18 protein-coding genes, 1 pseudogene and 1 riboswitch are annotated in these 25845 nt (G+C 61.3%); of the genes and pseudogenes, 12 read left to right on the top strand and 7 right to left on the bottom strand.

Annotated features, from left to right (window positions below; all coding sequences use genetic code 11):
- Positions 1 to 154: 154 nt before the first annotated feature.
- The 7 genes from E4T66_RS15430 to E4T66_RS15400 all read right to left on the bottom strand — a co-directional run bounded on the left by E4T66_RS15430 (position 155) and on the right by E4T66_RS15400 (position 11947).
- On the bottom strand, positions 155 to 1159 hold the full coding sequence (locus tag E4T66_RS15430; protein WP_136849951.1) for a trypsin-like peptidase domain-containing protein: 1005 nt from the start codon (positions 1157 to 1159) through the stop codon (positions 155 to 157).
- A 128-nt stretch (positions 1160 to 1287) separates the two neighbouring features.
- Positions 1288 to 2454 carry a TIGR03032 family protein gene (locus E4T66_RS15425; RefSeq protein ID WP_136849950.1) on the bottom strand — a complete coding sequence of 389 codons (1167 nt, stop codon included), beginning with the start codon at positions 2452 to 2454 and terminating at the stop codon, positions 1288 to 1290.
- Between the two features lie 132 nt (positions 2455 to 2586).
- On the bottom strand, positions 2587 to 5559 hold the full coding sequence (locus tag E4T66_RS15420) for a cadherin repeat domain-containing protein (RefSeq protein ID WP_136849949.1): 2973 nt from the start codon (positions 5557 to 5559) through the stop codon (positions 2587 to 2589).
- Positions 5560 to 5844: 285 nt separating this feature from the next.
- Entirely contained in the window at positions 5845 to 7023 is a 1179-nt protein-coding gene (locus tag E4T66_RS15415) for an HlyD family efflux transporter periplasmic adaptor subunit (RefSeq protein ID WP_136849948.1), read from the bottom strand.
- Positions 7023 to 9227, bottom strand: coding sequence for an ATP-binding cassette domain-containing protein (locus tag E4T66_RS15410; RefSeq protein WP_136849947.1), 2205 nt, complete (start codon positions 9225 to 9227; stop codon positions 7023 to 7025). Before E4T66_RS15410 ends, E4T66_RS15415 begins: the two co-directional genes overlap by 1 nt.
- A 6-nt stretch (positions 9228 to 9233) precedes the next feature.
- Positions 9234 to 10625, bottom strand: a complete 1392-nt coding sequence (locus E4T66_RS15405; RefSeq protein WP_211242954.1) for a TolC family protein — start codon at positions 10623 to 10625, stop codon at positions 9234 to 9236.
- Between the two features lie 302 nt (positions 10626 to 10927).
- Complete coding sequence (locus tag E4T66_RS15400) at positions 10928 to 11947, bottom strand: OmpA family protein (protein ID WP_169577652.1); 1020 nt, start codon at positions 11945 to 11947, stop codon at positions 10928 to 10930.
- Between the two features lie 337 nt (positions 11948 to 12284).
- Here E4T66_RS15400 and metK point away from each other — a divergent pair, with 337 nt between their 5' ends.
- From metK to ftsX, 12 genes and pseudogenes are all read left to right on the top strand, one after another.
- Positions 12285 to 13487, top strand: a complete 1203-nt coding sequence (metK, locus tag E4T66_RS15395; protein ID WP_136849944.1) for a methionine adenosyltransferase — start codon at positions 12285 to 12287, stop codon at positions 13485 to 13487.
- A gap of 109 nt (positions 13488 to 13596) precedes the next feature.
- A riboswitch (S-adenosyl-L-homocysteine riboswitch) is annotated at positions 13597 to 13676 on the top strand.
- 22 nt (positions 13677 to 13698) lie between these two features.
- Positions 13699 to 15132, top strand: coding sequence for an adenosylhomocysteinase (gene ahcY, locus E4T66_RS15390; RefSeq protein ID WP_136849943.1), 1434 nt, complete (start codon positions 13699 to 13701; stop codon positions 15130 to 15132).
- Between the two features lie 47 nt (positions 15133 to 15179).
- Positions 15180 to 16049: a methylenetetrahydrofolate reductase [NAD(P)H] gene (gene metF / locus E4T66_RS15385; RefSeq protein ID WP_136849942.1), complete on the top strand. Its 870-nt coding sequence runs from the start codon at positions 15180 to 15182 to the stop codon at positions 16047 to 16049.
- Between the two features lie 56 nt (positions 16050 to 16105).
- Positions 16106 to 16693: a hypothetical protein gene (locus E4T66_RS15380; protein ID WP_136849941.1), complete on the top strand. Its 588-nt coding sequence runs from the start codon at positions 16106 to 16108 to the stop codon at positions 16691 to 16693.
- Between the two features lie 114 nt (positions 16694 to 16807).
- A pseudogene (gene mtgA / locus E4T66_RS15375) lies at positions 16808 to 17449 on the top strand (monofunctional biosynthetic peptidoglycan transglycosylase); the annotation flags it as partial.
- Between the two features lie 814 nt (positions 17450 to 18263).
- The gene (gene thiD / locus E4T66_RS15370; RefSeq protein ID WP_136849940.1) at positions 18264 to 19055 is read left to right on the top strand and encodes a bifunctional hydroxymethylpyrimidine kinase/phosphomethylpyrimidine kinase; all 792 of its coding nucleotides are present in this window, start codon (positions 18264 to 18266) and stop codon (positions 19053 to 19055) included.
- A 28-nt stretch (positions 19056 to 19083) separates the two neighbouring features.
- The gene (gene thiE, locus E4T66_RS15365; protein WP_136849939.1) at positions 19084 to 19734 is read left to right on the top strand and encodes a thiamine phosphate synthase; all 651 of its coding nucleotides are present in this window, start codon (positions 19084 to 19086) and stop codon (positions 19732 to 19734) included.
- A gap of 98 nt (positions 19735 to 19832) precedes the next feature.
- On the top strand, positions 19833 to 21119 hold the full coding sequence (gene hemL, locus E4T66_RS15360; protein ID WP_136849938.1) for a glutamate-1-semialdehyde 2,1-aminomutase: 1287 nt from the start codon (positions 19833 to 19835) through the stop codon (positions 21117 to 21119).
- Entirely contained in the window at positions 21116 to 23095 is a 1980-nt protein-coding gene (locus E4T66_RS15355) for a VTT domain-containing protein (protein ID WP_136849937.1), read from the top strand. The genes hemL and E4T66_RS15355 overlap by 4 nt, the downstream gene beginning before the upstream one ends.
- Positions 23096 to 23117: 22 nt before the next feature.
- The gene (ftsY, locus tag E4T66_RS15350; RefSeq protein WP_136849936.1) at positions 23118 to 24074 is read left to right on the top strand and encodes a signal recognition particle-docking protein FtsY; all 957 of its coding nucleotides are present in this window, start codon (positions 23118 to 23120) and stop codon (positions 24072 to 24074) included.
- 101 nt (positions 24075 to 24175) lie between these two features.
- Positions 24176 to 24883: a cell division ATP-binding protein FtsE gene (ftsE, locus tag E4T66_RS15345; protein WP_441347704.1), complete on the top strand. Its 708-nt coding sequence runs from the start codon at positions 24176 to 24178 to the stop codon at positions 24881 to 24883.
- Positions 24884 to 24890: 7 nt separating this feature from the next.
- Complete coding sequence (gene ftsX, locus E4T66_RS15340; protein ID WP_248679745.1) at positions 24891 to 25820, top strand: permease-like cell division protein FtsX; 930 nt, start codon at positions 24891 to 24893, stop codon at positions 25818 to 25820.
- The last annotated feature ends 25 nt before the right edge of the window (positions 25821 to 25845 follow it).

Here is a 25845-nt window from a genome sequence, read left to right as displayed (position 1 = left end):
GCCTTTTTATTTTGAAACCAGAACCTTACCTGGATCTGCGATACGAGGCGCACGCAACCCTTCGCTGTTGCGACATTTTTTGTCCTGTATGCCTTTTAGGAAACCGCACGTCGATGCGACAAACCCGTAATGGGCGGCGGGCGACAACCCCAAGCTAGTACGAACGCGCGGGCAAGGCCGGCGTGTCAGACGTTCGCTCTATAACTTCAGCCATCTTCCGCAATTCCTGCAGCCATTCGGCGCGTAGCGGCACCACCGCGTTGACAACCTTGCCGGGATCGAACTGTTCGACGTGATTCGGCGGACGTTCCTGATAGAGCCCCTTGGCAAAGACCGGCCCGCGATAGATTCCGATAAGGCGCGGCGTGCGATCGGCATCCTCCACCACAACAGCGCCTCCGGAAGCGCCTGGAATCGCGTCGCAATCGGTTGTCAGCACGGACTGCCCATACAACAGCTGATTCGGCCCTGGCGCGCGCAGCATGCAGCCGTCCGCATGTTCATAGCGCCATCGCCCGGGATTGTGTGCGTAGAGCCGCGCCGGACGTGCCTTGACCTGCAGAGCCTTCCAAGTTTCCTGATCAATGATTTCCGGCTTCAATCCCGGTCCAGCCTTGGACCCGGCGACATCAATCAGCAGCAGAGCCCAATCATCTGCGTTATCGCCGTAGGACTCATCGAAATTCCCGATGATTGACGCCACAATGGGCTGATCCTGCCACCACCATTGCCCGTCAGGAATCACGTGGCATTGCGTATAGCGAACTCCACGCCGTCCGTCCTGAAATGCATGGGCAACGCTCAGCGCCGCCCGATAGCGGCTGGAGGCCGGTAAGCCAATATCCACCAGCACCGCAGTGGAGCGCATACGGCGTTGGCGTTCCTGCTCGAGGCAACTGATCCGCAGCATCGCCGCTGCTACCGGGTCAACCTTTGGCAAGCGCGTTCGTGCGTCAGCCCCGAAGACCACAACCGGCATCAGCCCCCCATAGGAAGGAACTGATTTCACGGCCCTGAGCCCGGTCCGACTCAAGGACGCCTCTAGGTGGGACGTTGTCTGCGCCGATGCCCCGGAACAGATCAATGCCGCAAGAATCAGTAAAGCATGCCGGATCGAAGGCGCACTACGCTGCAAGGTCCAGCCGACGCTACGCTGCATATCCGGTGGCCATTCATCACTCCGTGGTTGCCCCACGATACCGCTTGGGCGGGCCAATTCAGTCCGCGCTCAGCGGTACGCTTGAGGTCAATGAAAGCGGGAACAGCCCTGCGCGGATCGAACGCAACTCAGCCGTCGTCGCGGGCGCCGGACTGCTGCGCCGCGATGGCAGCGGCTTGGGCGTCCTGCATTTCCTTGAGGGTCGTCGGATCATTGATCACGAATGCCGACTCCAACAACGGGGAATCAGCCATCAGCATTTCCGGATGCCGCAGCTTGATTACCTTTACGTCAAAGATCTCATGGACGCCGCCGGTGAACTCGAGCCGCGCAACTGTCTTGCCGTTGCGAATATCGACAACCCAAAGGCCGCACAACTTCTCCTCGACGCGATCATTCAGTGGAATACCGCCGAAAATGTTGGTTTCACGCACCTTGGACAAACCGATGAAGGCCAACGGTCCAATGAACATCAAGCCGCGTGTAAATCCGGGAAGTTCAGCAATATCCGTCAAACGACCGTCGTTCTCGACCCGGGTCAGCGCGCCCCGCCCGGAATTCAGAATCCACAACTGATCTCGGTACCAGCGAGGTGAATGCGGCATCGACAGCCCTCGCACCAGAATCTTTCCGCTGGGGTAGTCCATAATGATGCCGCCAGAGGCCTTGTTTTCGCGCCAGCCCTGGCGGGTGTCGGTCTCTCCGAGGGCGCTGACAAAAGCGATCTGGCCCTTGCGCATCGCCATGCCGTTGAGATGGCAACGATCCTCACCGGCGATCTGGCTGATAAACGGCGGTCGCCAGCGCGGAGTGAAGCTCTCGTCGTCGTTGAACGTGCACAGACAGGAAAAGCGCGTGTTGACGGCCCACAGCTCCTTGCCAACATAGCCCATCTCGTGGATGCGGATATCGCCGGTCCAGCGCTGCAAGGTCGGCATGAAACAACCATCCCAGGTCTCCGGATTCGGCAGGCGCTTGACCACCGCGGGCTGATTGCGGAACGTCCACACGGACTCTTTAGTGCCGATTGAAAGGCCCGCTCGTCCCAGCGCAATCCCCATTGGGCTGCGAAATTTGCGGAATGATGTGCTGAGCTTGGCTTCCGACTCGGCGGACACGGTGATGACATGGCCCGCCTGGTAGGTCGAAATCATCACCGACAAGCCGTGCTGATGCAGCAGGTGCGCAAGGCTGCGGGTATACCGAAGCTCAACCTTTTCGCCCTTCACGCCGACTGGCGCGTCATCTGTCGGTGCTGTTTCCTGGGCCGTGCTGGCCGCGACCTGATCTGTCATTCGATTGCGCTTCCTGCAGTTGAATGCCGGAAATTTCCGGCTAGCCAAAAATCTCGAAGTGAGGGATATAAAAAAACGCCCGGCCTAAGCCGGGCGTCAATTTTAACGCAAAACCGCTTTTCGTCTGCGCGCTTACAGCGTACCCGGAGCGATATCGTCGAAGCCGAAGTTCGCCTGGGTTGCACCCACGATCTCAACGTAGACGTCGCTGTTGCCGTCGCTATCCTGATCGTAGAACAGGTAGGACGTGCCACCCACTTCTGCGAAGTAGTAGACATCGCCCGCACCGTTCAGCGCCGCATCAGCCTGAGCCAGCGCCGCAGCGTAGTTCGCCGCCGCACCTTCCTGGTAGTTAGCGATCGAACCCTCTGGGCCGCCCGTGAAGGCCACCTGATCGAAGTTCGGCTCGAAACCGCCGATGTAGTCGTTGAACACCGAGCCCGGATCCAGCAGGATCGAGGTGCCGTCCATCTGCACGAAGTCGTTGTAGCCGACACCGAACATGTAGACCTCAGACGCGCCACCCGACATCACGAACACGTTGTTGCCGCCCGCGTCGTAGACCAGATCGGCATAACCGCCGTTGCCGACGACCAGATCGTTGCCGAGGCCGCTGTAGATGAAGTCGCCGTTGGCAGTGCCGTAGACATCCGAACCAGCCGTCGCGGTAGCGAAGTACAGATCGACGCCGTCGTTGGTCAGACCGCTGAAGTCCATCGTGTCGAACGCTTCGGCCGCGAAGTAGAAGTCGTAACCGCCGACAACGTTGTTCAGATAGCCCTGGCCCGACACCACCAGCTCGTCGCCGGAGTCGTACATGTAAATCGCGCCGAAGTACAGGTCGGAATCCTGCTGCAGCGAGATCGTCATGTCGCTGATGTCCTGCACATACAGGCCAGCGTAGAACAGCGAGGCTTCCGCATCGTCACCCACTTCGACCGTGAAGGTGCTGATCGACGCGCCGAAGCTGTCGAAGCCGGCATCCAGACTGCGGATCGAAGTGCCGTAAACGAACTGGTTCGCCGTGGCATTGGCAATGATCGTGACCGTCTCCAGTTCACGCGCGTTGCCGGTACCGCCCAAATCTTCGATGCGGATCTCGCCCGCTTCGCTCGACATCACGGTCAGATTGACCAGCGAATCCAGGTAATAGATATCGTCGATGTAGAAGTCGCCCGAATCCAGCGTCTGGATCGTCAGGTTTTCAACGCCGTACGTGCCGTAGGTGTCGTAGACGTAGAAGTCGCCGTTGTCGCGGACTTCGAACGTCAGGTCGGTCAGACCACCGTCCAGGTACAGGTAGTTGAAGTAGACGTCATCGTCGCCGTCGGTCGCGAACACCAGCTTCTCGGCGCCCAGCACCAGGAAGTTATTGAACGCGGCGCTGGCGCCCGAATCGTTCGTCCACAGGATCTCGGCGTCCGCACCGGTACCATCCCAACGCAGTTCCTGATCTTCAAAGGCCTGCTGGCCAATGATGTGGATGAAGTCGACGGTGCTGTCCATGTCGACGATTTCGAAGTGAGCAGCCGACTCTTCGATGGTGATCGTCTGAACGTCGTCCACTTCGCCCATGTCCAGCTTGGCGTCGTTGTTGAACGTCAGGTCGAAATGCTCGAAACCAGTCGAGACCGGGTGACGGGTGCCATCCGTGTCGAAGGTTGCGAACAGCGTGTCGTAGCCAGCGCCACCGTCGAAGGTGTCCTGCTCAGCCAGCGGACCCATCGTGTCACCGGTGAACAGCACGTCGTCGCCCGAACCCAAGGCCACGTCGATCGCTTCAACCGAGTCTTCGATGCTCAGGGTGAGATCCGAAGCCGCGGTCGATGCATCGAGAACATCCAGACCCGCGTTCAGCGCGTCGGTGATCTCAAAGCCGAAGCCCGCGCTGCCGCCGGTGATGTTCAGGGTCGAAATGCCCGTCACGTCCAGCATGCCCAGCGTGCTGGCAGCGTTTGCAGCAGCGTCAGCGATTTCCAGGTTCAGCGTTTCGATCGCGCCGCCGTTCAGAACCAGACCGCCGTCCTGAATTTCGGAAACGGAAACGTCCACTTCGGTGGCGCCGGCGGTGGCCTGCGCATCGAAGTTCAGGGTGATCACACCAGTCGCATCGACGTGGTCTTCCAGCACGAAGTTCGTGCCGGTCGACTGCAGGTCGGACAGCGTGACGTCATCCTTGCTGTTGAAGATGGTGATGGTCGGAACGCCGGTCCACTTGCTGGCCAGCAGATCCAGGCCGCCGACTGACGACACTTCAACGCCATTGACGTTGGAAACGGTCTGGCCGGAGAACACGCCAGCGCCGGTCAGCGACAGCGACAGCAGGCCGGGGCCCGAGATCTTGTCGCCGGAGGTCAGCGTGGTTTCGTCGCCGGAGACGACGTCGCCCGGGTTCATCTGGATCACGTCAACGCCGGTGGTCAGCGTCTTGGTGACGTCAGGCGGAGGCGTTTCATCAACGTCGTTGACGTTGACGGTGATCGTCTGCGTGGCGGTGCCGCCGTTGCCGTCTTCGACCTGCACCTGAACGGTGTAGCTGGTCTTGCCCGACTCGAAGTCCGGAGCATTGATGAACGACAGGGTCTGACCGTTCAGCACGAACGCATTCGCGTCAGCGCCGCCCACGATCGAGAAGGTCAGCACATCGCCGTCGGCATCCGCGCCGGTCAGCGTGCCCACCGACGTGGTGTTCTCATCAACAGCGAAGGTGCTGGCCGACGTGATCGTCGGGTCAGTGTTGTCGTTGTTGTTGTTGTTGTTGTTGTTGTTGTCGTTGTTGTCAGACGCCAACGCGATACCCGCACCAGCGACAACGGCTGCGCCACCGACGACCGCCCAGGTCGGGAATCCACTATCCGCATCGCTGGCGGATTCGCCGTCGACGCCCACTGAAGCAACTTCCAATCCACCGGCAACAGCCGTGGTGACTTCCGCCGACTGAGCAGCGGTGTTGGCTGCGACATCAGCGTCGCCCCCGCGAGCCTCTGTCTCAGCAGCAGTCACATCGGCAACAAGCTTCTTCTTCAGCAGGAGGTCCTGCTCGCTTGTTTTTGTGTCCCGGATCGGAGCATTCATTTCGCTCTGACCACCCACTTCCTTTGCCATCGCATTACTCTCCTAGGTGAAAAAGGTCCGGCGAAAGGAGCCGGCGCGCAGTTTACAGGTGCAAATGTCCCTTAGACGAAAAGCGAAATCAAGAGGTTAGGTATGTGCTTTCCACAGCCGCACCCGCCCCCCAAACTTCCCAACGTTTTGTAGCGTAGCAGAACGCCCATTTCGAATTCAACACTGTACGACACCATTTCTGTGCATCGCGTCAACTATTGAGGCGAATGGCTTGGAATTCGGTGGACATGTCGTAAGCAGGCCGCCATTGAACCCTAAGTCGCCTCATCGTTCAACCAGTGCGTTGCTCCCAACGCGACGAATCGGTTTAAGCAAGTACTGTGCCACGGTGCGTTCGCCAGTGATGATTTCAACCTTTGCAGTCATGCCCGGAATGATGTCGATATCCTTGCGGCTGCGTTCGGGAATCTCGTCGATCTGGACATGGACGCGGTACGCCGCCTTCTCGTCCCGCGGGGCATTCTCGTCTTCCAGCGTATCGGGGCTGATATAGAGCACATGGCCCTTCAAGCTGCCGTAGACCGTATAGTCGTAGGCATCCAGTTTGACGTTGGCCTTCAGCCCCAGGCGCACGAAAGCGACGTCCGCCGGGCTGACTTTGGCCTCGATCATGAGCGGCTCATCCGACGGCACGATCTGCAGCAACTCTTCGCCCGCGCGCAAAACCGCACCCAGAGTCGTATAGCGCACATTCTTGACTGTGCCCGACATTGGTGCGCGCAGCTTGGTGGAGTCGAGCGCTTCATTGCGCTGGCGCAGAACCTGTTGCGCCTGCTCCAGCTCCGAACGGCTCTTGGTCAACTCCGACAATGCGTCCTGGCGATAGGCATTGTGCTTGTTGGTCAGCGACCCCTGCAGCTCATTCAGCGTCCTGCGCGAACGCAGCACTTCGGTTTTGGCAGCGTCGCCCGTCTTGGCCAGATCCTCTAGCGCACTCAATTCCTGCGAAGCGAACTTGATTGACTGCGAGATCGCCTCTTCCTCTTCTTTCTGCAATTTCAGACGCCGCTGGTACAACCGCGTTTGTGCCTGCACGACATCGGTCGAGGAAAGCACGTCGTCGGAAAATTCCAATGGCCGCTCGTCAAGTTCCGCCTCGAGCCGCTGGATGGTCGCTTTCAGCGATGTGATCTTGGCCAAGACCTCATTGGAACTGGCCTGGAACCGGACCGGATCAAGCTCGGCAATTAAGTCTCCAGCTTTGACCGTGTCGCCCTCGTGCACGGCGAGCTTGATCAGCACGCCGCCGTCCACGGCCTGCACCACCTGCGAGCGGCTGGAAACAATGACGGTTCCAGGGGCGCGGACCTGTTCATCGATCGTCGCCCAATTGGCCCAGATCGCTGTGATCACCAGCGCAAGTGAAATCCACTGTACGACCTTATAGATATGCGAAACCCCCAACGGCTGAGTCCGCGCGAAAAGCTGATGTTCGAGGTCCATTACTTGGTGTTCCCAACCTGCGCCTGCCCCGGAACCGCGGCCTGCGTCGTTTTAAGCGGCGTCGGGCCGCCGGCACCGGTCGCAGGAGGTGTTCCACGCATCGTGCGCACTTCACTTGCCGGCGCATCGGTCTTGATGACGCCGTCCTCGATGATCAGAACCCGATCCGCCAGAGAAAGCCATCGCGGCCGGTGAGTACTAAATATAAGTGTCTTGGTCCGCGGCAACGTCGCCAGAAAACGCATCAGGCGCTCTTCTGTCTCGTTATCCAAACTGGCCGACGGCTCGTCCAGTATCCAGATGCTGGGATCCTGAAGAATCAGCCTCGCCAAGCCCACCATCTGCCGCTGCCCGCCGGACAAGCCGTAGCCGCCTTCCTTCAGCGGCAGCTTGATGCCCATCGGGTGCCGCGCAACAGCCGGCCCCAGCCCCACAATCTGCAGCGCCTGATGGATTTTTTCCTCCGACGGCCGTGCCATGCCCATGGTCAGGTTTTCCTCCAGCGTCCCGGAGAACAGGCGCACATCCTGAGGAAGATATCCGATGGTCTCGCGCAGCCAGCTGATTCGGCACTGCTGCATATCGAGCCCGGCGATGCGAACCTCCCCCGCACTGGGCGTGGCAAGGCCGGCGAGCAATCGCATGAGGGTCGATTTGCCGCCACCATTGCGACCGATCACTGCAATTCGCCCGCCGTGGCGGATTAACAGCTTCGGAACATCGAGCTGCGGTGCGGCCGCGCCTTCGTACCCGTAACGCAGACCTTCGGCCCGCAGATCCAGACTGCCCACGCGCGAATGAACTTCACGCCCCGCAACCGCGTCGCTTGGGCCGCTCATGAGGCCATTGAGCGTTTTCAGCGCATAACTGGCGTTATGCCATTGCAGAAAGACGTTGCTGATACCTGAAATGGCGCCAAGCGCTCGCGACCCCAGAATGGAGCACGCAATCATGCCGCCCATCGTCAGGTTCCCCCGTCCAACCTCGAAAACGCCGACGGCAAGAATGCCGACGTACGCGGCCTGCTGGACAAAGGCTGTGGAGAATTGCGCGTATGACGTCACCATCTGCAGCGCTGTGCTGCGCTCGCCGGTTTCTCTCGTTGCGCGATGCCACAGATCGGCAAAAAAAGACTCGCCATTGTGCGCCTTGACGACTTCGGCCCCTGAGAGCGCTTCAAACAAGACACCCTGGCGCCGTGCCAGCAACTCGTTCTGCGTTCTGAGATGCCGTGAAATCGGCTTGTATGCGGCGAGCCCGATCAGGATCGATACCGGAATAAAGGCCAGAGGAACCAACGCCACGGTCCCCCCGATCATCGCAATGACCGCAGTGAACATCAGCGCAAACGGCAGATCCGCAACGGCAAACAGTGTTGTGGACTGCAGGAAGCTCTTGATCGCCTCGTAGTCGCGCACCTGTGAAACCAGCTGACCTACCCGTGTCGGTCGCCGATCAATCTTCAGGTGCATCACCTGCTCGAAGATATATAACGACAGTCCTTCATCCAGACGTCGTGCCGAAGCGTCGAGCAATTTGAGCCGAAGCACCTTGAATGCAAACTCGAAGACATAGGCAAGCAGCACACCGGATGCCAGCACGAACAGCGTCGCATAGGCCAGATTCGGCACGACGCGATCATAGACCTGCATCGTGAACAACGAAGCCAGCACGGTGATTAAATTGATGAACACCGTGATGAGCGCCACGCGACGGAACAGTGGCAGATGTGCGCGCAGCGCTGTCAGCAGCGCTTTGGTCGCGGGCCCACGTTGTGTTTCGTCAGTCTCTGTTTCCAGCGACGGCGCCATCCCCGGCGGAATCGGCACCCAGACCTCGTCAGCGACGATCGCCGTCGAAGGCGCCCCACCAATCCAGTCGATTTCAAGATCGCGCGACTCGGAGGCAAACCCCTTGACGATGCCAATCTTGTCTTCAGTCAACAGCCATGCCGGAAGATGCGGCTGCTGGATCAGCTCGACCGGCATCCTCTCAACCGAGTGCCCGCGGAACAGCCACGCCCAGGTTTTTGCGAATCGCTCACCCAAGTCTCCAGAGCCGATATTTCGCCACGCCTCCTCGGCTTCTTTTTTGGAAGCGAAAAGCCCGCGGCGGCCTGCCATCTCCGTCAGTGCACTGACGGCCAGATCCAGCCCCACTGCCGCGACTGAAAGTTCGACCGCGTTTTCTGCTGCCTTTTCCATTGCGGTCTAATCCTTGTCCATTTCCACGTCGATGGGAGGCGCTTCCGGACTCAGTCGCTTCCAGTAAAGACCCTGCAGGGCGAGCTTGGCGTTCGCCATCCAATAATTCCGGCGCACAGAAGACATCTGCAAAACGGTATCGTTCGCTTCGCGCTGCGCATTGAGCACTTCGAGCCAGGTCTTCCGGCCCACCTCGAACTGGCGCATGAAGCTCACCACCAGGGCCGATGCAGATTTCGCGGCCTCTTCCTGCACACCCATCTGCTGATCGGCAGCCAGCCGCTCAACGCGGGCAACCTGAATCGAGGACTTGACGTCGCGGATCGCGGTTTGCACCGCCGCGCGTGCCGCCTCCGTGCGCTGACGCTCACCCTGAAACGCGCGAAACCCCTTGATCCCATTGTCGGTCTGGTACTGCATCACCAGCAGCGTCCGGTCATCACTCTGCACGTTGTCGAATGTCTCCAGCGGATGCTGGTATTGAAGTTGAATCTCCGGCCAGATTCGCGCCTTGCTCAGTTTGACAGTCGCCTTCTGACGTTCCAGCTGAGCCTGCGCCCCTTTGATCGCAGGATGCGCGGTCATGGCATTTTGTTCTGCCCCTATCGCCTCCTCCGAGCTGACCAATGTTGATTCATCAGGCCAGCCTGAAACCTCGACCGGATAACCCAGCAACTTCGCCAACTGAGCGCGGTTGGACAACAGCGTCGAAAAAGTTGCCCGCGCCGATGCGCGTGCCTGATTCAAACGCGTCAACGCCGTATCGACATCCGCACTGGGTGCCACGCCCTTGGCCGCTCGCCGCTGAATGATGCCCAACAGATTTTCGAGCGAGTAAACGTACCGCTCGTACTGCAAGGCCTGCTCCTCTGCAGCAACGACATTCAAATACGCTTCCGCAGCCTGAAGACCGACCGTAAGCCGCGAAGCATTCAGCTCCGCGAGATACCGCAACTGCTCCGCTTTGGCCTGATCAACTTCAGCAACGGTCGATCCACCGCTCCACAGCGGCTGAATGACGCTCAAAGACGACGACGTCCCCGTCTGCGAGGTCGATCCGCCCCGCGCCTCAGTAACGCTGACGCTTGCAAAGGGATAGAAACCCGCGCGCGCAGCGCTGATATCGAATCCTGTGGCCTTGAGTGATCGCTCCGCCTGGAGCACTTGCGGATTGTCGGTCCACGCAGACAGCAGAACGTCGCCGAGACTCAAGCTCTGAGGCGCAGCTTGCTCACCGGCAGAACCGGATTGCGCCGCGTCACTGCCTGCAGCAGGCGCTTCCTGGAGCGTGGCATCCAAGGCTTCAAGGTCTGCAGCGCCTGGAGCGGCCGCATCATCCGTCGAACCGTCTTGCCCCGGCACCGGATCAGATTTTGTCAGCGCCGCTGCAGCGGGCAACGTCAACGTCTGATCCATCTTCAGCGGCGCGCCGACGGCGCCATCACTGGCGAGAACCGGCGCCGCACACATTACCGACAGCAATATTCCACCAGCGACCGCGTACCAGTGCTGGCGTTCAGAATTGAGCACAGAGCTTTCTCGGCTTGACATTGGAATCCGGCGCGGGGCTCTAGAGCCCATGACGATTAAAGCATCGAGGAGCCGGTATATGGGTGCCGTGCGAACCCATGCAAGAGGGGATGCAAAAAGAAAAAAGTCCCCGGTCGTTAGACCGGGGACTTAAGCGACGGCTACTGATACTACTTCTCGACTAGGAACAACTCAACGCGGCGATTCAGCGACCGGCCTTCAGCCGTGGCGTTGTCCGCTGCGGGACGGCTTTCGCCGTAACTGGTGATGATGATCTCTTCAGCCGGCACGCCCTTGCTGATCAAGTACTGCTTGACCGCAGCTCCGCGACGCTCGCCGAGACCCACGTTGTATTCATCCGTGCCGACATAGTCGGTGTGACCATCAAGCTTGAGCACGACCGCTGCGCCCTTCTTGGCCATGGCGACTTCAGCAGCCTTATCGAGCTTGGCACGCTCGCCGCCCTTGATCTCCGAACGATCGAAGTCAAAGTAAACGATGCCCAGCGTGTCAACCACTTCTGCCGGCGCGCCAACTTCAGGCGGGAACTCACAGCCATCCGCGTCGACCTTGGCGCCCTTCGGAGTATCCGGGCACTTGTCGCGGGAATCCGGCACGCCGTCGCCATCACTGTCCTTTTCCGGCTCAGCCGCTGCAACCGGCTTCGGCGTCAGCATGTACAGCAGGCCCAAGCGATAAACCGGCTCTTCGAGGTCCGAAACGTCGGCGTTGATGCGGCGATAACGCGCATCAGCACGAACGCCCCAGCGATCCCAGAGATAGAAGGTGCCGGCGCCGAACGAGGCCAACGCATCCGACTCACGGTCGCCGCCATCCGGCTTGTTGTTGGCAACGCCAACACCAACAGTCAGATAAGGAATCCAGCCGTTGCCGATCGGATAGGTCAACAGACCGGCCGCTTCTGCCGTGTACTCGGTCCACTTGATTCCGTTAGCGCCGTTTGCGCCAAAGTTGCTGCCCGACAGCGTGCCTTCGATTGCGAAGTTACGCAGCAGCGGCATACCAACGCCGAAGAATCCGCCGATCCCGTCATCCGACTGACGCAGATCATCCGCACCTGTGTACTGAGCGCCGAGATCAAGGTACGGCCGCAGTTCATCAGAATATGCGCCTGCGCTGGTGCTGGCCACGAGAAGCGCGGCGATGCAACCCCACTGCTTAATACCCATTTTTTTCCCCATTATTCCGACGGCCTAAGAGCTTGCGCTTGTTGATTTTCGACAGTGTACGATGGCTATGAAATTCTTGGCAACCGGGAAGCGGCAAAAGCGTTACGACCCCGAGAACCAATCCCGAGCCGTTTTCCCATCGCGTCGGCTTGACCGGTCGGCAAAGCGGTTAGCCGATGCGCCCTATCGAAGAATCCATCTCGCTGCATTATTATATCCGGCAATCCGTATGAACAGATTGTGACTGGCACAGCCCGTTTGCGGGTAACAGCGGCTGGCGCACGATCCGCATATCAGTACCCATCCTTTCGCCCTTTTGTTCGCCGAGGTCCTCGCCGTGAGCCAATACCTGTTTACCTCTGAATCCGTGTCCGAAGGCCATCCGGACAAGGTCGCCGACCAGATTTCGGATGCCGTTCTTGATGCGATCCTGATGCAGGACAGCCGCGCACGTGTGGCCTGCGAGACTATGGTGAAGACCGGTGTCGCGATCGTTGCCGGCGAAATCACTACCAGCGCCTGGGTTGACCTTGAAGCCCTTGTCCGCAAGGTCATTTGTGATATCGGCTATACCTCGTCAAACGTAGGCTTTGACGGCGCGACCTGCGGCGTGCTCAACCTGATCGGCAAGCAGTCGCCAGATATCGCCATGGGCGTCGACCGCAAGAATCCCGAAGAGCAGGGCGCCGGGGATCAGGGCCTGATGTTCGGTTATGCGTGCAATGAAACGCGCGAGCTGATGCCCGCTCCAATCTATTACTCGCATCGCCTGGTCGAGCAGCAGGCGAAGGTCCGCAAAGGCAAGAAGCCCAAATTGCCGTGGCTGCGCCCGGACGCCAAGAGCCAGGTCACGCTGCGCTACGAGAATGATGTCGCTGTCGCAATCGACGCGGTCGTTCTGTCGACCCAGCACGATCCCGAAATCAAGCTCAAGGCACTGCGCGAAGCGGTCATGGAAGAGATCATCAAGCCGGTGCTGCCGGCAAAGCTGATCACCAAGGCCACCAAGTTCCACATAAATCCGACTGGTAACTTCGTCATTGGCGGGCCGGTTGGCGACTGCGGCCTGACCGGACGCAAGATTATCGTCGACACCTATGGTGGCTGGGCTCGTCACGGTGGCGGCGCGTTCTCCGGCAAGGACCCCTCGAAAGTCGATCGTTCGGCGGCCTATGCGGCACGCTACGTCGCAAAGAACATCGTCGCCGCCGGCCTCGCAGCGAAGTGCGAAGTCCAGGTGAGCTACGCGATTGGCGTTGCCGAACCGACCTCGATCATGGTCACCACATTCGGCACCGGAACCATCAGCGACGCGTCACTGGAAAAGCTGGTGCGCAAGCACTTCGATCTGCGCCCCTACGGCATCGTCAAGATGCTCGATCTGGTGCATCCGATGTACCAGGCCACGGCGGCCTACGGACATTTCGGCCGCAAGCCGTATGAAGTCAAACTGGCCAACGGCGAGACATTTACTGCGTTCTCATGGGAAAAAACCGACAAGGTCGAAGCCCTGCAGGCGGATGCCAAGAAGCTGAAGTAAGGCGTCACTGATGCCACAAGAGGCCGCCCAGAGGGCGGCCTCTTGTGTTTGGCGCCACACGCATCCACCATATCCCTTCATCCGTATAAGCGGATATACTTTCGCATTCTCCATCGAGGGGCGCTGCGACCTGCATACCCGCAGGCCAGGCTCGATGGCCGGGATTGACCGCAACAGCGCCCGCATCCGAATCCAAAACAGTGAGCCCGACATGAACGCCGTCGTTACCCAACACAGCACTGCCCATGAATTCAAGGTGCGCGACCTGAGCCTCGCTGAGCTCGGCCGCAAGCGCATCCGGATGGCCGAGGAAGAAATGCCCGGCCTGATGAGCATTCGCGCCAAATATGCTCCGCTGCAGCCGCTCAAGGGCGTGCGCGTCACCGGGTCACTGCACATGACCAAGGAAACCGCCGTTCTGATCGAGACGCTGGCCGCACTCGGCGCCTCGGTGCGCTGGGCCTCCTGCAACATCTTTTCGACCCAGGACGACGCCGCCGCCGCCATTGCCGTTGCCGGCATCCCCGTCTTTGCCTGGAAAGGCGAGACGCTGGAGGAGTACTGGGACTGCACGCTGGACTGCGTGACCCATCCCGGTCAGCTGGGTCCGGAACTGGTCGTCGACGATGGCGGTGATGTCACCTTGCTCATCCACAAGGGTGTGCAGATGGAAGAAGGCGACGACTGGGTGAACACCCCGTCGGCCAATCACGAAGAGCAGGTGATCAAGAATCTGTTGAAGCGCACGCAGACCGAACGTCCGGGCTTCTGGAAGCGCGTGGCCGCCGACTGGCGCGGCGTCTCTGAAGAAACCACGACGGGCGTCCATCGCCTTTATCAGATGATGGAAGCCGGCAAGCTGCTGGTGCCCGCGATCAATGTCAACGACTCGGTCACCAAGAGCAAGTTCGACAACCTCTACGGCTGCCGCGAATCACTGGCCGACGGCATCAAGCGCGCGACCGATCTGATGATTGCAGGCAAGGTCGCGTTCGTGGCCGGCTACGGCGACGTTGGCAAGGGCTCCGCGCACTCGCTGCGCGGCCTCGGCGCACGCGTGATCGTTTCGGAAATTGATCCGATCAATGCCTTGCAGGCCGCAATGGAAGGCTTCGAGGTCAAGACGATCGAGGACGTACTGCCATTTGCCGACATCTATGTGACGACGACCGGGAACAAGGACATCATCACGCTTGAGCACATGATGGGCATGAAGAACAATGCTCTCGTGTGCAACATCGGGCACTTCGACAACGAGATCCAGATGGACCGCCTCAACGCCTCCGGCGCGGTGCGCGACAACATCAAACCGCAGGTCGACCGCTATACCTTCCCCGAGACGGGACGTTCGATCTACGTTCTCGCCGAAGGCCGGCTGATCAACCTGGGCTGCGCGCACGGCCACCCGAGTTTCGTGATGTCGAACAGCTTCTCGAACCAGACCCTTGCTGCGATCGACTTGTGGCAGAACCGGGACGTCTACGAAAAGACGGTCTATCGGCTGTCCAAGAAACTCGACGAAGAAGTCGCACGCCTGCATCTGGAACAAATCGGCGTCAAACTGACCCGACTGACAGCCGATCAGGCGGCCTATCTGGGCATTCCGATCGACGGCCCGTATAAGCCGGATCACTATCGGTACTGAGACCTTCCCAGGGCCGCGCAAGCGGCCCTTTTCTGCTGCGGATAGCCATGAACAACGATCAGATCCAGTTCTCGTTCGAGCTGTTTCCACCCCGCACCCCCGCGGGCGCGGAGAAGCTGCCCGCCGTGGTGTCGGCACTGGCAGCCGCACGACCGGCCTTTTTCTCGGTGACCTACGGCGCGGGCGGCTCCGAGCAGCAGGGCACTTACGAAACCGTGATGCAGGTCGTCGAATCGACTGGCATCGAAGCAGCGCCGCACCTGACCTGCGTCGGATCGTCCCGATCAGGCATTGCGGCGACGCTGCAGCGCTACCGCGATGGGGGCATCCGACGAATCGTTGCATTGCGCGGCGATTTGCCGGCCACCGCCACCTCCACTCAGGCGCCTGGCGAGTTTCGCTATGCCAACGAACTGGTCTCGTTCATTCGCGAATTGCACGGTGACCATTTTTCACTGGAAGTCGCGGCCTACCCGGAGATGCACCCGCAAGCGACGGGACCGGACGTTGACTTCGACAACTTCCGGCGCAAGGTCGATGCCGGGGCAAACGGCGCCGTCACGCAGTATTTCTACAACGCCGACGCTTACTTCGATTTTGTCGACCGCTGTCAGCAGGCACAGATTGCAGTACCGGTCGTGCCGGGCATCATGCCGATCACCAACCACGCCCAGCTGACGCGCTTTTCCGCAGCGTGCGGCGCCGAGATTCCTCGCTGGATCCGCCTGCGCCTGGAGCGCTATCAGGATGACCGCGAAGCGCTGCTCGACTTCGGTCTGGATGTCGTCACGCGGCTTTGCCGAACCCTGCTCGAAAACGACGCGCCGGGGCTGCACTTCTATTCGCTGAATCAATCCGAGCCAACCTTGCGGCTGTGGCGCAACCTCGACCTGCCACTGCCAATTGCCGCCCCCTAGCGCGCAGCCGATGGCGTCTCAGAAGCTGAAGTCCGCCCCCAGTTGCTAGCGCGCCGATGACCCTTGCGATTGCAGTTTTCGTATTGGTCACGGCCGGGTTGGCTCGGCTCGAACACCGTCTGCACCAGCATCACCACGAGCCCCTGCAGCACTGGTGGATCGAACAAGGTCTGCTGCCACTCGGCCGCGTGTTTGCACTGATGCTGCTGATCGGGCTTGGATATCCGGATATCTTCGGCATCGATGACGCGCCTTCGTTGCGGGCGTTGCTGCAAGCGGAGCCGGGCCGCTTCGATCAATGGATCAACATCCTGTTCATTGTTGGGCTGCTGTTACCCGCGCTGCCGCTGCTGCACCGTCTGCCAGGCCTGGCGCTGCCACTGCAGGGTCTGGCCGGCGTTGCGGTTGTCTTCAGTTGGTTGCGCTCCGCCCTGAATATCGACGCCACCCTGATACCCCCGCGCGCAGAAATGGTCCTGCTGCTGCTTCTCGCCGCCTTGGCCAGCGCCGCCGCCAAGCTCCTCAGCTTGTCGGTTCGAGAACCTGTCCTGCGTCAGGACCTGCGCGATCTGGTGCTGCTATGGCTTCAGGCGCCGTTGGTCATTGTGTACGCTCGGATGCTCGGGAACGCATTGCGCCCGTGAGATGCCTGATCCCGAGACCCTCCCGTCGCCGCTCACTGATCGATGAAATCCACCCGCCGACCGCCGACGCTGGGCCCAACCCAGCCTGCCCCCCCACCGACCTACGTTGCGCCGATGCGCGTCGCACCGCCCCCACGCCGCTACTTGCGGCGCCTGCTCGCAATCGCACTGATTGCCGGTCTCGCGCTCGTTCTGCCGATCCTGCTGCTGCGCTGGGTGCCGCCGCCCATCACTGCATACATGCTGCAGAGTCCGACAACCCCGGTTCGCTACAGCTGGGTACCCTCGACACGGATTTCTGCAGCCGTACCCAAAGCCGTGCTGGCGTCCGAGGATCAGAAGTTCTATCAGCATCACGGCTTTGATCTGGCGGCCATCGAAACGGCGATCGAACATAACCGCACTCACGATACTCAGCGAGGCGCCTCGACCATCAGCCAGCAGACCGCAAAGAACCTGTTCCTGTGGCCTGGCGGGGGCTATCTGCGCAAAGGCCTGGAAGCCGGACTGACGGTGCTGATCGAGGCGCTGTGGCCGAAGTCACGCATTCTCGAGGTCTACCTGAACATTGCTGAATTCGGCCCCGGTATCTACGGCGTCGAAGCCGCGGCTCAGACCTATTTCCACAAACCTGCCGCCACGCTGAGCCGCGACGAAGCCGCGCGTCTGGCAGCGGTCCTGCCAAGCCCTCGTCGCTGGAGCGCGCGCGAGCCCGGCCCCTATGTGCGCACGCGGGCAGACTGGATTCTGCGTCAGATGGGACATCCAAGGGGGATTGGCGACACAGAATCAGCAGACACCCCGCTGCAGGACGGCGACCCGGAGCCCCTGGAATCGGACAGCGCCGCTGCGGATCCGCGGCCCGGCACGGAGCCCCCAGCCGGCGCCGCACTGGCCCAAGATGTTGACGGACGTCCGTATATCGAAGCCGATGCACCGCAGCCGATTCCCATTCCGGCGGCCGCGGAGCCAATCGGTGGCGACAGCGAATACTGAGTCAATCAGCGCTGCAGCGTCGCAGCGGGCAACACCACGACTACGGCGCTGCCTGATCTGGAATACCGGAGACAGATAGCGACCGGTAGCGGGCCGCTCTCACGAATTCATGGAGCTGGATCTCCAGGGACTGCGTTGCTCAACGCGACGCTCGGCGCCAGCGGCAACCGGACCCGATAGTGATTACTGGCACAGGCTGTGATTTTTTATACAACAATGAGGATAACCCCAGTCCAACTATTTACGTTAACTATGCCTCCTAACTAACTGCTGGCAATAGAAAAGCATCTGATTGATAACAGTGCCTGTGGATATCTATGTGTGCAATCTACTGAGCAAAGCTCCGAAACGCTGGCACGAACTGGGTTTTCTGCCTTCAGGGGAGTTTCTAACCAAGCCGATTTATATATAAAAAACAGATGCTTATTTTTTTGTTACGGCATTCTTGCAAAAAAATGCTTCTGTGTAGGGCTCCCGCAGGAGCATGCACCGTCGCTGTGCATAACCATTCTCGGTGGGTCACCCTCCGCGCCCCGTGTCAAGCGCGCCTTGCTGCACCGCTAGACTATTGCGCATGAACGATGCCCCGCCGCCACCGCTGGTCCTTTGCCTTTCCGGCCACGATCCGGTCGGAGGCGCAGGATTGCAGGCCGATATCGAGGCGATCGCCGCACAGGGGGCGCACGCCATCGGGGTCATTACCGCGCTCACGGTGCAGGACACACAGAATGTTCACCGCGTGTCGGCGATAGCACCCGCACTGATCGCCGAGCAGCTGGCTTGCGTGCTCGACGACTGCGACATCGCTGCGATCAAGCTGGGCCTGCTGGGTGATGTGACTCAGATCGAAACAATTTGTAGTGCGGTCGATCGCTGCGGCGTGCCAATGGTCATTGATCCGGTACTGCGCGCAGGCGGCGGGGCAACACTGGCGACCACCGCCACTACGCAGGCGTTGCTGGAAATGCTGATCCCGCGGGCGACCGTGATCACGCCCAATGCTGCCGAAGCGCGGCGACTGGCTCCAGGCCTCGACACCCTCGATGCCTGCGCCGACGCGCTACTGGCGCGCGGCTGCAGGCACGTGCTGATTACCGGTGGTGATGAGCCCACGGAGACAGCGGACAACGTCTGGTATACACACGACGCCGCGCCCAAGCACTTTGTCTGGCCACGGCTGCCAGGCCCATTCCACGGCGCCGGATGCACCCTGGCCTCGGCCCTGGCGGCCCGGCTGGCACTCGGCGAGCCCATCGAACTGGCGCTGCAGACCGCACAGACCTACGTGCACCATTGCCTTGATCATGCGTTCCGCGTCGGTCGCGGCCGTCTGATTCCTGCGCGATTACCGACACTGCACCTGTGAACGTGCGCTGCAAACTCCCAGCCCGCTGATGCCCCTCTCGACACCGCCCTGGCGCGACCTCAAAGGCTTGTACGCCATCAGCTCGGAAACCATCGTGCGCGATCCGGCCCACCTGCTGCCGGCAGTGACCGCAGCGATCCGGGGCGGCGTCACGCTGGTGCAGTATCGCGACAAATGGAACCCGGCTGATGTCCGTCATCAGCTTGCTGCTGCGCTTGCACAGCGCTGCCACGATCTGGGCGCGCGCCTGATCATCAACGACGATCCGGCACTGGCTGCCGCGGTCGGCGCCGACGGCGTGCATGTCGGCGTCAGCGACACGGCGGTCGCAAGCGCACGCCAGCAACTCGGCGCAAACGCCATCATCGGAGCGACCTGCGGCAATTCACTCGACCGGGCGCAACGCGCAGTGACCGAAGGCGCAGACTATGTCGCGTTCGGACGTCTGTTTGCCTCGCGAACCAAACCTGACGCACCGCCAGCCCAGCTGCAGACACTGAGCGCGGCGCGGCGCCTGGGCGTCGCAGTCTGTGCCATTGGCGGAATCGGACCCGAGCACGTACCGCAGGTCGCCGACGCTGGCGCCGACTTGATCGCTGCCGTCGACGGCATCTTCGGCTCAGCAGATGTTGAGGCCCGCTGCCGGCGTTATCTCGCCGCGCTACGCGATCTTCGTTGAACCCATCGAATTCGCCCCCCGATCCCGTACAATTCGCGGCGATCCCGTGGCGACGACGTGCTCCGCACGCCGCCGACGTCTGACTTCGGAGCACTCCCATGACCCAAGGTTCGTCTGCGCTGTTCGAACGCGCGCAGCACCGCATTCCCGGCGGCGTGAACTCGCCGGTGCGCGCCTTTCGCGCCGTCGGCGGCGTTCCGCGCTTCATTGCCAGCGCCAACGGCGCCTGGATGACCGATGCGGACGGCAACCGCTACGTCGACTACGTCGGCTCATGGGGGCCGATGATCCTCGGGCACCAGCAGCCGGCGGTGATGGCTGCGATCGTCGAGCAAGCGGCGATCGGGGTGTCCTACGGTGCGCCGACCGAACTCGAAATCGACATGGCTGACCTGCTGTGCTCGAGGGTCCCCGGGCTGGACATGGTCCGCATGTGCAACAGCGGCACCGAAGCGACGATGTCCGCGCTGCGTCTGGCACGCGGCGCCACCGGACGCGATCACATCCTCAAGTTCGAAGGCTGCTATCACGGCCACGGCGATTCACTGCTGGTGAAAGCCGGTTCCGGGTTGCTGACTTTCGGCGTGCCGACGTCGCCTGGCGTTCCGGCCGATCTGGCCAAGTACACCCTGACGGCGCAGTACAACGATCTGGATTCGGTCGAAGCACTGTTCTCACAGCACGGCAGTGACATTGCGGCCATCATCGTCGAGCCGGTTGCCGGCAACATGAACTGCATTCCGCCGGTCCCGGGATTTCTCGAAGGCCTGCGGGCGATCTGCGACCGCCACGGCAGCGTGCTGATCTTCGACGAGGTCATGACCGGCTTCAGGGTCGGCCCTCGCGGCGCCTCCGGGCGCTACGGTGTAACCGCTGACTTGACCACGCTGGGCAAGATCATCGGCGGCGGCCTTCCTGTCGGCGCCTTCGGTGGCCGCCGCGATCTGATGATGCAGCTGGCACCCGTGGGTCCGGTCTATCAGGCCGGCACCTTGTCGGGCAATCCGCTGGCCATGGCGGCCGGACTGGCACTGCTGCGCCAACTCGACGACGACGCGCTATATGCCCGTCTTGAAGCCAATACCGCAACGCTCCTTGAAGGTCTGCGCGACGCCGCAACCACACAGGGTGTCCCGTTGCGCACCGTGCAGGTCGGCAGCATGTTTGGCCTGTTCTTCACCGAAGCCGAGGCCGTCCGCAGCTTCTCCGAGGTCATGGCCTGCGACGGCGCGCGCTTCAAGCAGTTCTTTCACGCCATGCTTGATCGCGGCGTCTATCTGGCACCGTCCGCATTCGAGGCTGGCTTCGTCTCAGCCGCCCACGGCGACGCCGAAATCGCCCACACGCTTGCTGCCGCCCAAGAGTCCTTCGCCGCAATTGCATGATCGAAGCACTCCAGCATTCCCTGGCGTGGGTAACGGCCCATCCGACCTGGGCGCTGGTGCTGTTTTTTCTGGCTGCACTGCTGGACTCGATCTTTGTCGTTGGCATGTTCGTGCCAGCCGGGATCGCCCTGTTCGCTGGAGGCGCGCTGGTGGCGCTTGGCGCGATCGAGCTGTGGCATGCCGTCACCCTGGCGACGCTGGGCGCGGTCGCCGGCGACGGCTTCAGCTTCTGGCTCGGGCATCGCTATGGCGAGCGTCTGTTTGCGGGCCGCTTTCTGCACCGCCATCCTGAAGTTCTGCAAAACGGCCGTCGCTTTTTCGCGCGCTACGGCGCATACAGCATCGTGCTCGCGCGCTTTCTCGGCCCAATGCGCGCACTCGTTCCGGCGCTGGCAGGGGCTTCGGGCATGCGTCTGCCGATCTTTCTCGGAGCTGACATCGGTTCGGCAACGGTCTGGGCATTCACCTTTGTCCTCCCTGGCGTGGTCTTCGGCGCTTCGCTCGGGCTCGCGGCAGAAGTCGCGGGACGCCTGGCGTTGCTTCTGGTGGGCCTGCTGATCACCTTGAGCGTCTCGGTCTGGCTCACGGTTTTCTCGATCCGGACACTGCAGAATCACGCTGAGAACTGGATTGGCCGCATGCTCGACTGGAGTCGGCGCCACCGCAGACTGGGCAAGTTCGGCGTGGCACTCGCCGATCCCGCGCAACCCGAGACACCGGTACTGCTGCTGCTTGCGACAGTTCTGCTGGTGATCAGCAGCATCTGGATCTGGCTGGTCGCCGGTGCAGGTGTGCACACCTATCCGGTCGCCCTGGACGCCGCGGCCTTCCAGTCGCTGCGCGATCTGCACACCCCCTGGGGGCTGGCGCTGGCCGCCAGAGTGCTGCGGCTGGGCGAGTGGAATGTCTATGCCCCGGTCGCCCTGGTCACGCTGGCCTTGCTGCTGGCATTGCGCAAACCGCGCGCGGCCGCGCATTGGGCGGCGGCCATCGCGCTTGGGGCCCTGCTGTCCGCCGGTGTCTACACCATTCCGACTTTGCCACCGCCCTACATCTACTTCGGCACCGCCGCGCCATCGGATGACGTCGCGCGTGATTTTGTGCTGGCCACCGTGGTCTATGCGTTCCTGCCGGTTCTGCTCGCCACGGGACGTCCAATCGGCACGCGCATCGCACTGTTCGGCAGCAGCACGGTGCTGCTCCTGCTGTTGCTGTGGGCACAGCTTTATCTCGGCGCACAGTGGTACAGCATCGCGGTGTTTTCACTGTTGATCGGCATCGCCTGGGCGGCATTGCTCGGGCTGGGCTACCGCCGCCACCGTCCCGAGCGCCTGGACCCGATGCGCGTGCTCCCGCCGATCACCGTAAGTTTCGTCTTGAGTGCCAGTCTGGCTCTGGGCGGCGCCAGCACGCCAACGCACACAGCCCAACATCCGCTGCAGACAATCTCAGAAGCCCAGTGGCAATCCGAGCTGTGGCGGCAATTTCCGCGTTCGCGGATCGACGTTGCCGGGCGCAGCAAGCAGACCTTGCAGCTGCAGTGGGCGGCGCCACTGGAGCAGATCGACGCGCAACTGCGCAGTGTCGGCTGGCAACCACTGCCGACACTGAATTTTGGCAACAGCCTGCGCTGGCTCACAGCCGAATCCCCGATCGCCGACTTGCCGGTACTGCCACAGGTGCATGCGGGACGGCACCCTGTACTGCAACTCCGCCTGCCGATCGACAATGACCACGAGTATCTGCTGCGCCTATGGCCCTCTGGGCGTCAACTCGAGGATGGCCGCTCGTTGTGGCTGGGGTCGGTACTGTCCCTGCAGGCGCGCGGACTGTATCGACTGATCCGCTATCCCGCCGCGGACCCGCGCCTTGACCCTCCATCAATCGGTTTGCTGGAACAGTGGTTAACTCCGCTGGACTCAACCCTGATCGAGCGGCGCGCTGACTGCCTGCTGTTATCCTCCCGGGCCGGATAGTCCGCTGCTGCGAAAAAACCTCATGTCCGAAACACCCTCAAATAATCCTTCCGGTGACAACGAAGCCGGACTGATCAAGCGACTGCGCGCACGCCTGAACAAAGGCGACTCATGGCTCACGCGCGACATTGGCACGCTGTTCGGGCAAGGAAGCCTTGACGATGACGCCCTGGACGAAATCGAAACCCGCTTGCTGACTGCGGATGCCGGTGTCGAAGCCACCGACTGGTTGATGACACGTCTGCGTAACGAGGTCGGCGCCGGACGCGTGCGCACACCGGATCAGTTGCGTGCGTTCTTGCGCAAATCCCTGGTGGAACTGCTGGAACCGGTATCAAGACCGCTGCAAATTCCGGATTTCATCCGCCCGTATATCGTGTTCGTCGTCGGCGTCAATGGCGCTGGCAAAACCACCACGATCGGCAAACTCGCCATGCGCCTAAAGCGTGAAGGCAAAAGCGTTCTGCTGGCTGCTGGCGACACCTTCCGTGCCGCTGCGGTCAATCAGCTGCTGACCTGGTCACAGCGTGCCGACGTTCCATGCCTGTCGCAGGGCGAAGGCGCCGATTCCGCCAGCGTGATCTTTGACGCGGTGCAGTCGGCAAAGAGCCGCGGCATTGATGTCGTCATCGCCGACACTGCGGGACGCTTGCACACGCAGTCCCATCTGATGGAAGAGCTGCGCAAGATCAAGCGTGTGGTGCAGAAGCACGATCCCTACGCACCGCACGAGGTCCTCCTGGTGGTCGACGGCACCACCGGCGGCAACGCGCTGAACCAGGCGTTGCAGTTCCATGAGGCGATCGGCCTGACCGGAATTGCGATCACCAAGTTGGATGGCACTGCCAAGGGCGGTATCCTGCTGGCCATCGCACGTCGCCTGTCGTTGCCGGTACGGTTCATCGGCGTCGGCGAGGCCGTTGAGGATCTGCAGGTCTTTGATGCGCGCGCGTACGCTGACGCCTTGATCGGGGATTGAATGTCGGGACTGGGGAAGGGCTGGGCGACATTGCAGCGGGAACGTCGCGCACTAGGGCGATGCGAACGGCCGCCACTGTGTCAGGTGCGTCCATGGGCGAACTGATCCGCTTCGATCACGTCAGCTACCACTATCGCGGCGGCCAGGATGTGCTGTCCGAAGTCAGCTTCTCGATTGACCAAGGCGAGATGGTCTATGTCACCGGCCCCAGCGGCGCAGGCAAGACCACGCTGCTGCGTCTGATGGCCGCATTGTGCAGAGCTCACCGCGGACAAGTGCTGGTCATGGGACAGAATCTGTCCGCACTGAAAGCGCGGCGAGTGCCAGCGTTTCGACAGCGCATCGGCATGGTGTTCCAGAATTTCAATCTGTTGTACGACCGTACGGTGTTCGACAATGTCGCCCTGCCGCTGGTGATACGCGGCTATTCGCATGGCGACATCGGCCGACGGGTGCGGGCCGCACTGGACTCGGTAGGCCTGCTCGGCAAGGAGAAAGTGCTCCCGCTGACCTTGTCCGGCGGCGAGCAGCAGCGCATCGGCATCGCGCGCGCTATCGTGACCAAGCCAGCACTGATCCTGGCCGATGAACCGACCGGCAATCTCGATCCGGAAATGGCGATGGAAGTGATGCGCGGCTTCGAACGTTTTAATCAGGCCGGCGTAACGGTGCTGATTGCAACTCATGCGATTGATCTGATCGAGGCGCTGCCGCACCGGAACATTCATCTAGAGCACGGCGTCATTACCGACAAGCGGCCGACGGCTGCTTCCAGCTTCAGAGGGGGCGATACCGATGGCCTTCGTTGAAGTGGGCATGGAGCGCCCTAGCTGGCTTGCAAGGATCGGACACGAACATCTGCGCGTGCTGTTTTTCTCGCTCGGCAAAATCGGCCAAGCGCCACTGGCCGCAGCGCTGACGGCACTGGTGATCGGCATCGCCCTGGCTCTCCCGGCCGGGCTCTACGTCGCCACCCGCAACCTTTCCTCCGTCGGTTACAGCTGGCAGGCCAATCTGCAGATTTCGCTGTTTCTCAAAGACAGCGTCAGCCCTGAGCGTGGGCAGGCGTTGGCGCGCGAGATGGGTAGCGACAAGATCGTCGGCAAAACCCACTACATCTCGCGCGAACAGTCCCTGAAAGACTTCCGCAAGCAATCGGGTTTTGGCGATGCGCTGGATATTCTGGAGAACAATCCGCTTCCGGCGGTGATTGTGGTCACGCCCAGCGCAGGTCAGACACAGGCCGACGTCAGCCAGTTGGCAGACCGTCTGGCCAAATTGCCGGAAGTCGACATCGCCAAGCTTGATCGGCAATGGCTGGAGCGGCTCTACGCCCTGCTGGCCATCGCTGAGCGCTCTGTCGGCATCCTGGCACTGCTGCTGGGGCTGGCTGTCATGGTGATCATCGGCAACACGATCCGACTGGATATCGAGTCGCGACGCGATGAAATCGAGGTCATGAAGCTGATCGGCGCCCCGGATAGTTTTATCCGCCGCCCTTTTCTATACGCCGGCTTCTGGTTCGGGCTCGGCGGCGGCCTACTGGCCTGGGCGCTGGTTGCTGCGGGCACCCATGTCATGGCGGGCCCATCGGCCGAACTCGCCAGCCTGTACGGGAGCGATTTCCGCCTGGCAGGCTTGGCCACCGCAGATGGACTGGCGCTGTCGGCGGCCGGAGTCGTGCTGGGCTGGGCCGCCGCATTTGTCACCGTAAGCCGTCGTCTGGCCTTGATCGAGCCGAAATAGCCCCCAATAAGCGCCTGTAGGGCTC

It is taken from the genome of Sinimarinibacterium arenosum (genome assembly GCF_005047655.1).
Classification (GTDB): Bacteria; Pseudomonadota; Gammaproteobacteria; order Nevskiales; family Nevskiaceae; genus Solimonas.
Note: the sequence above shows the minus strand (reverse complement) of the source record. Positions and strands in the feature narration are given on the sequence as shown.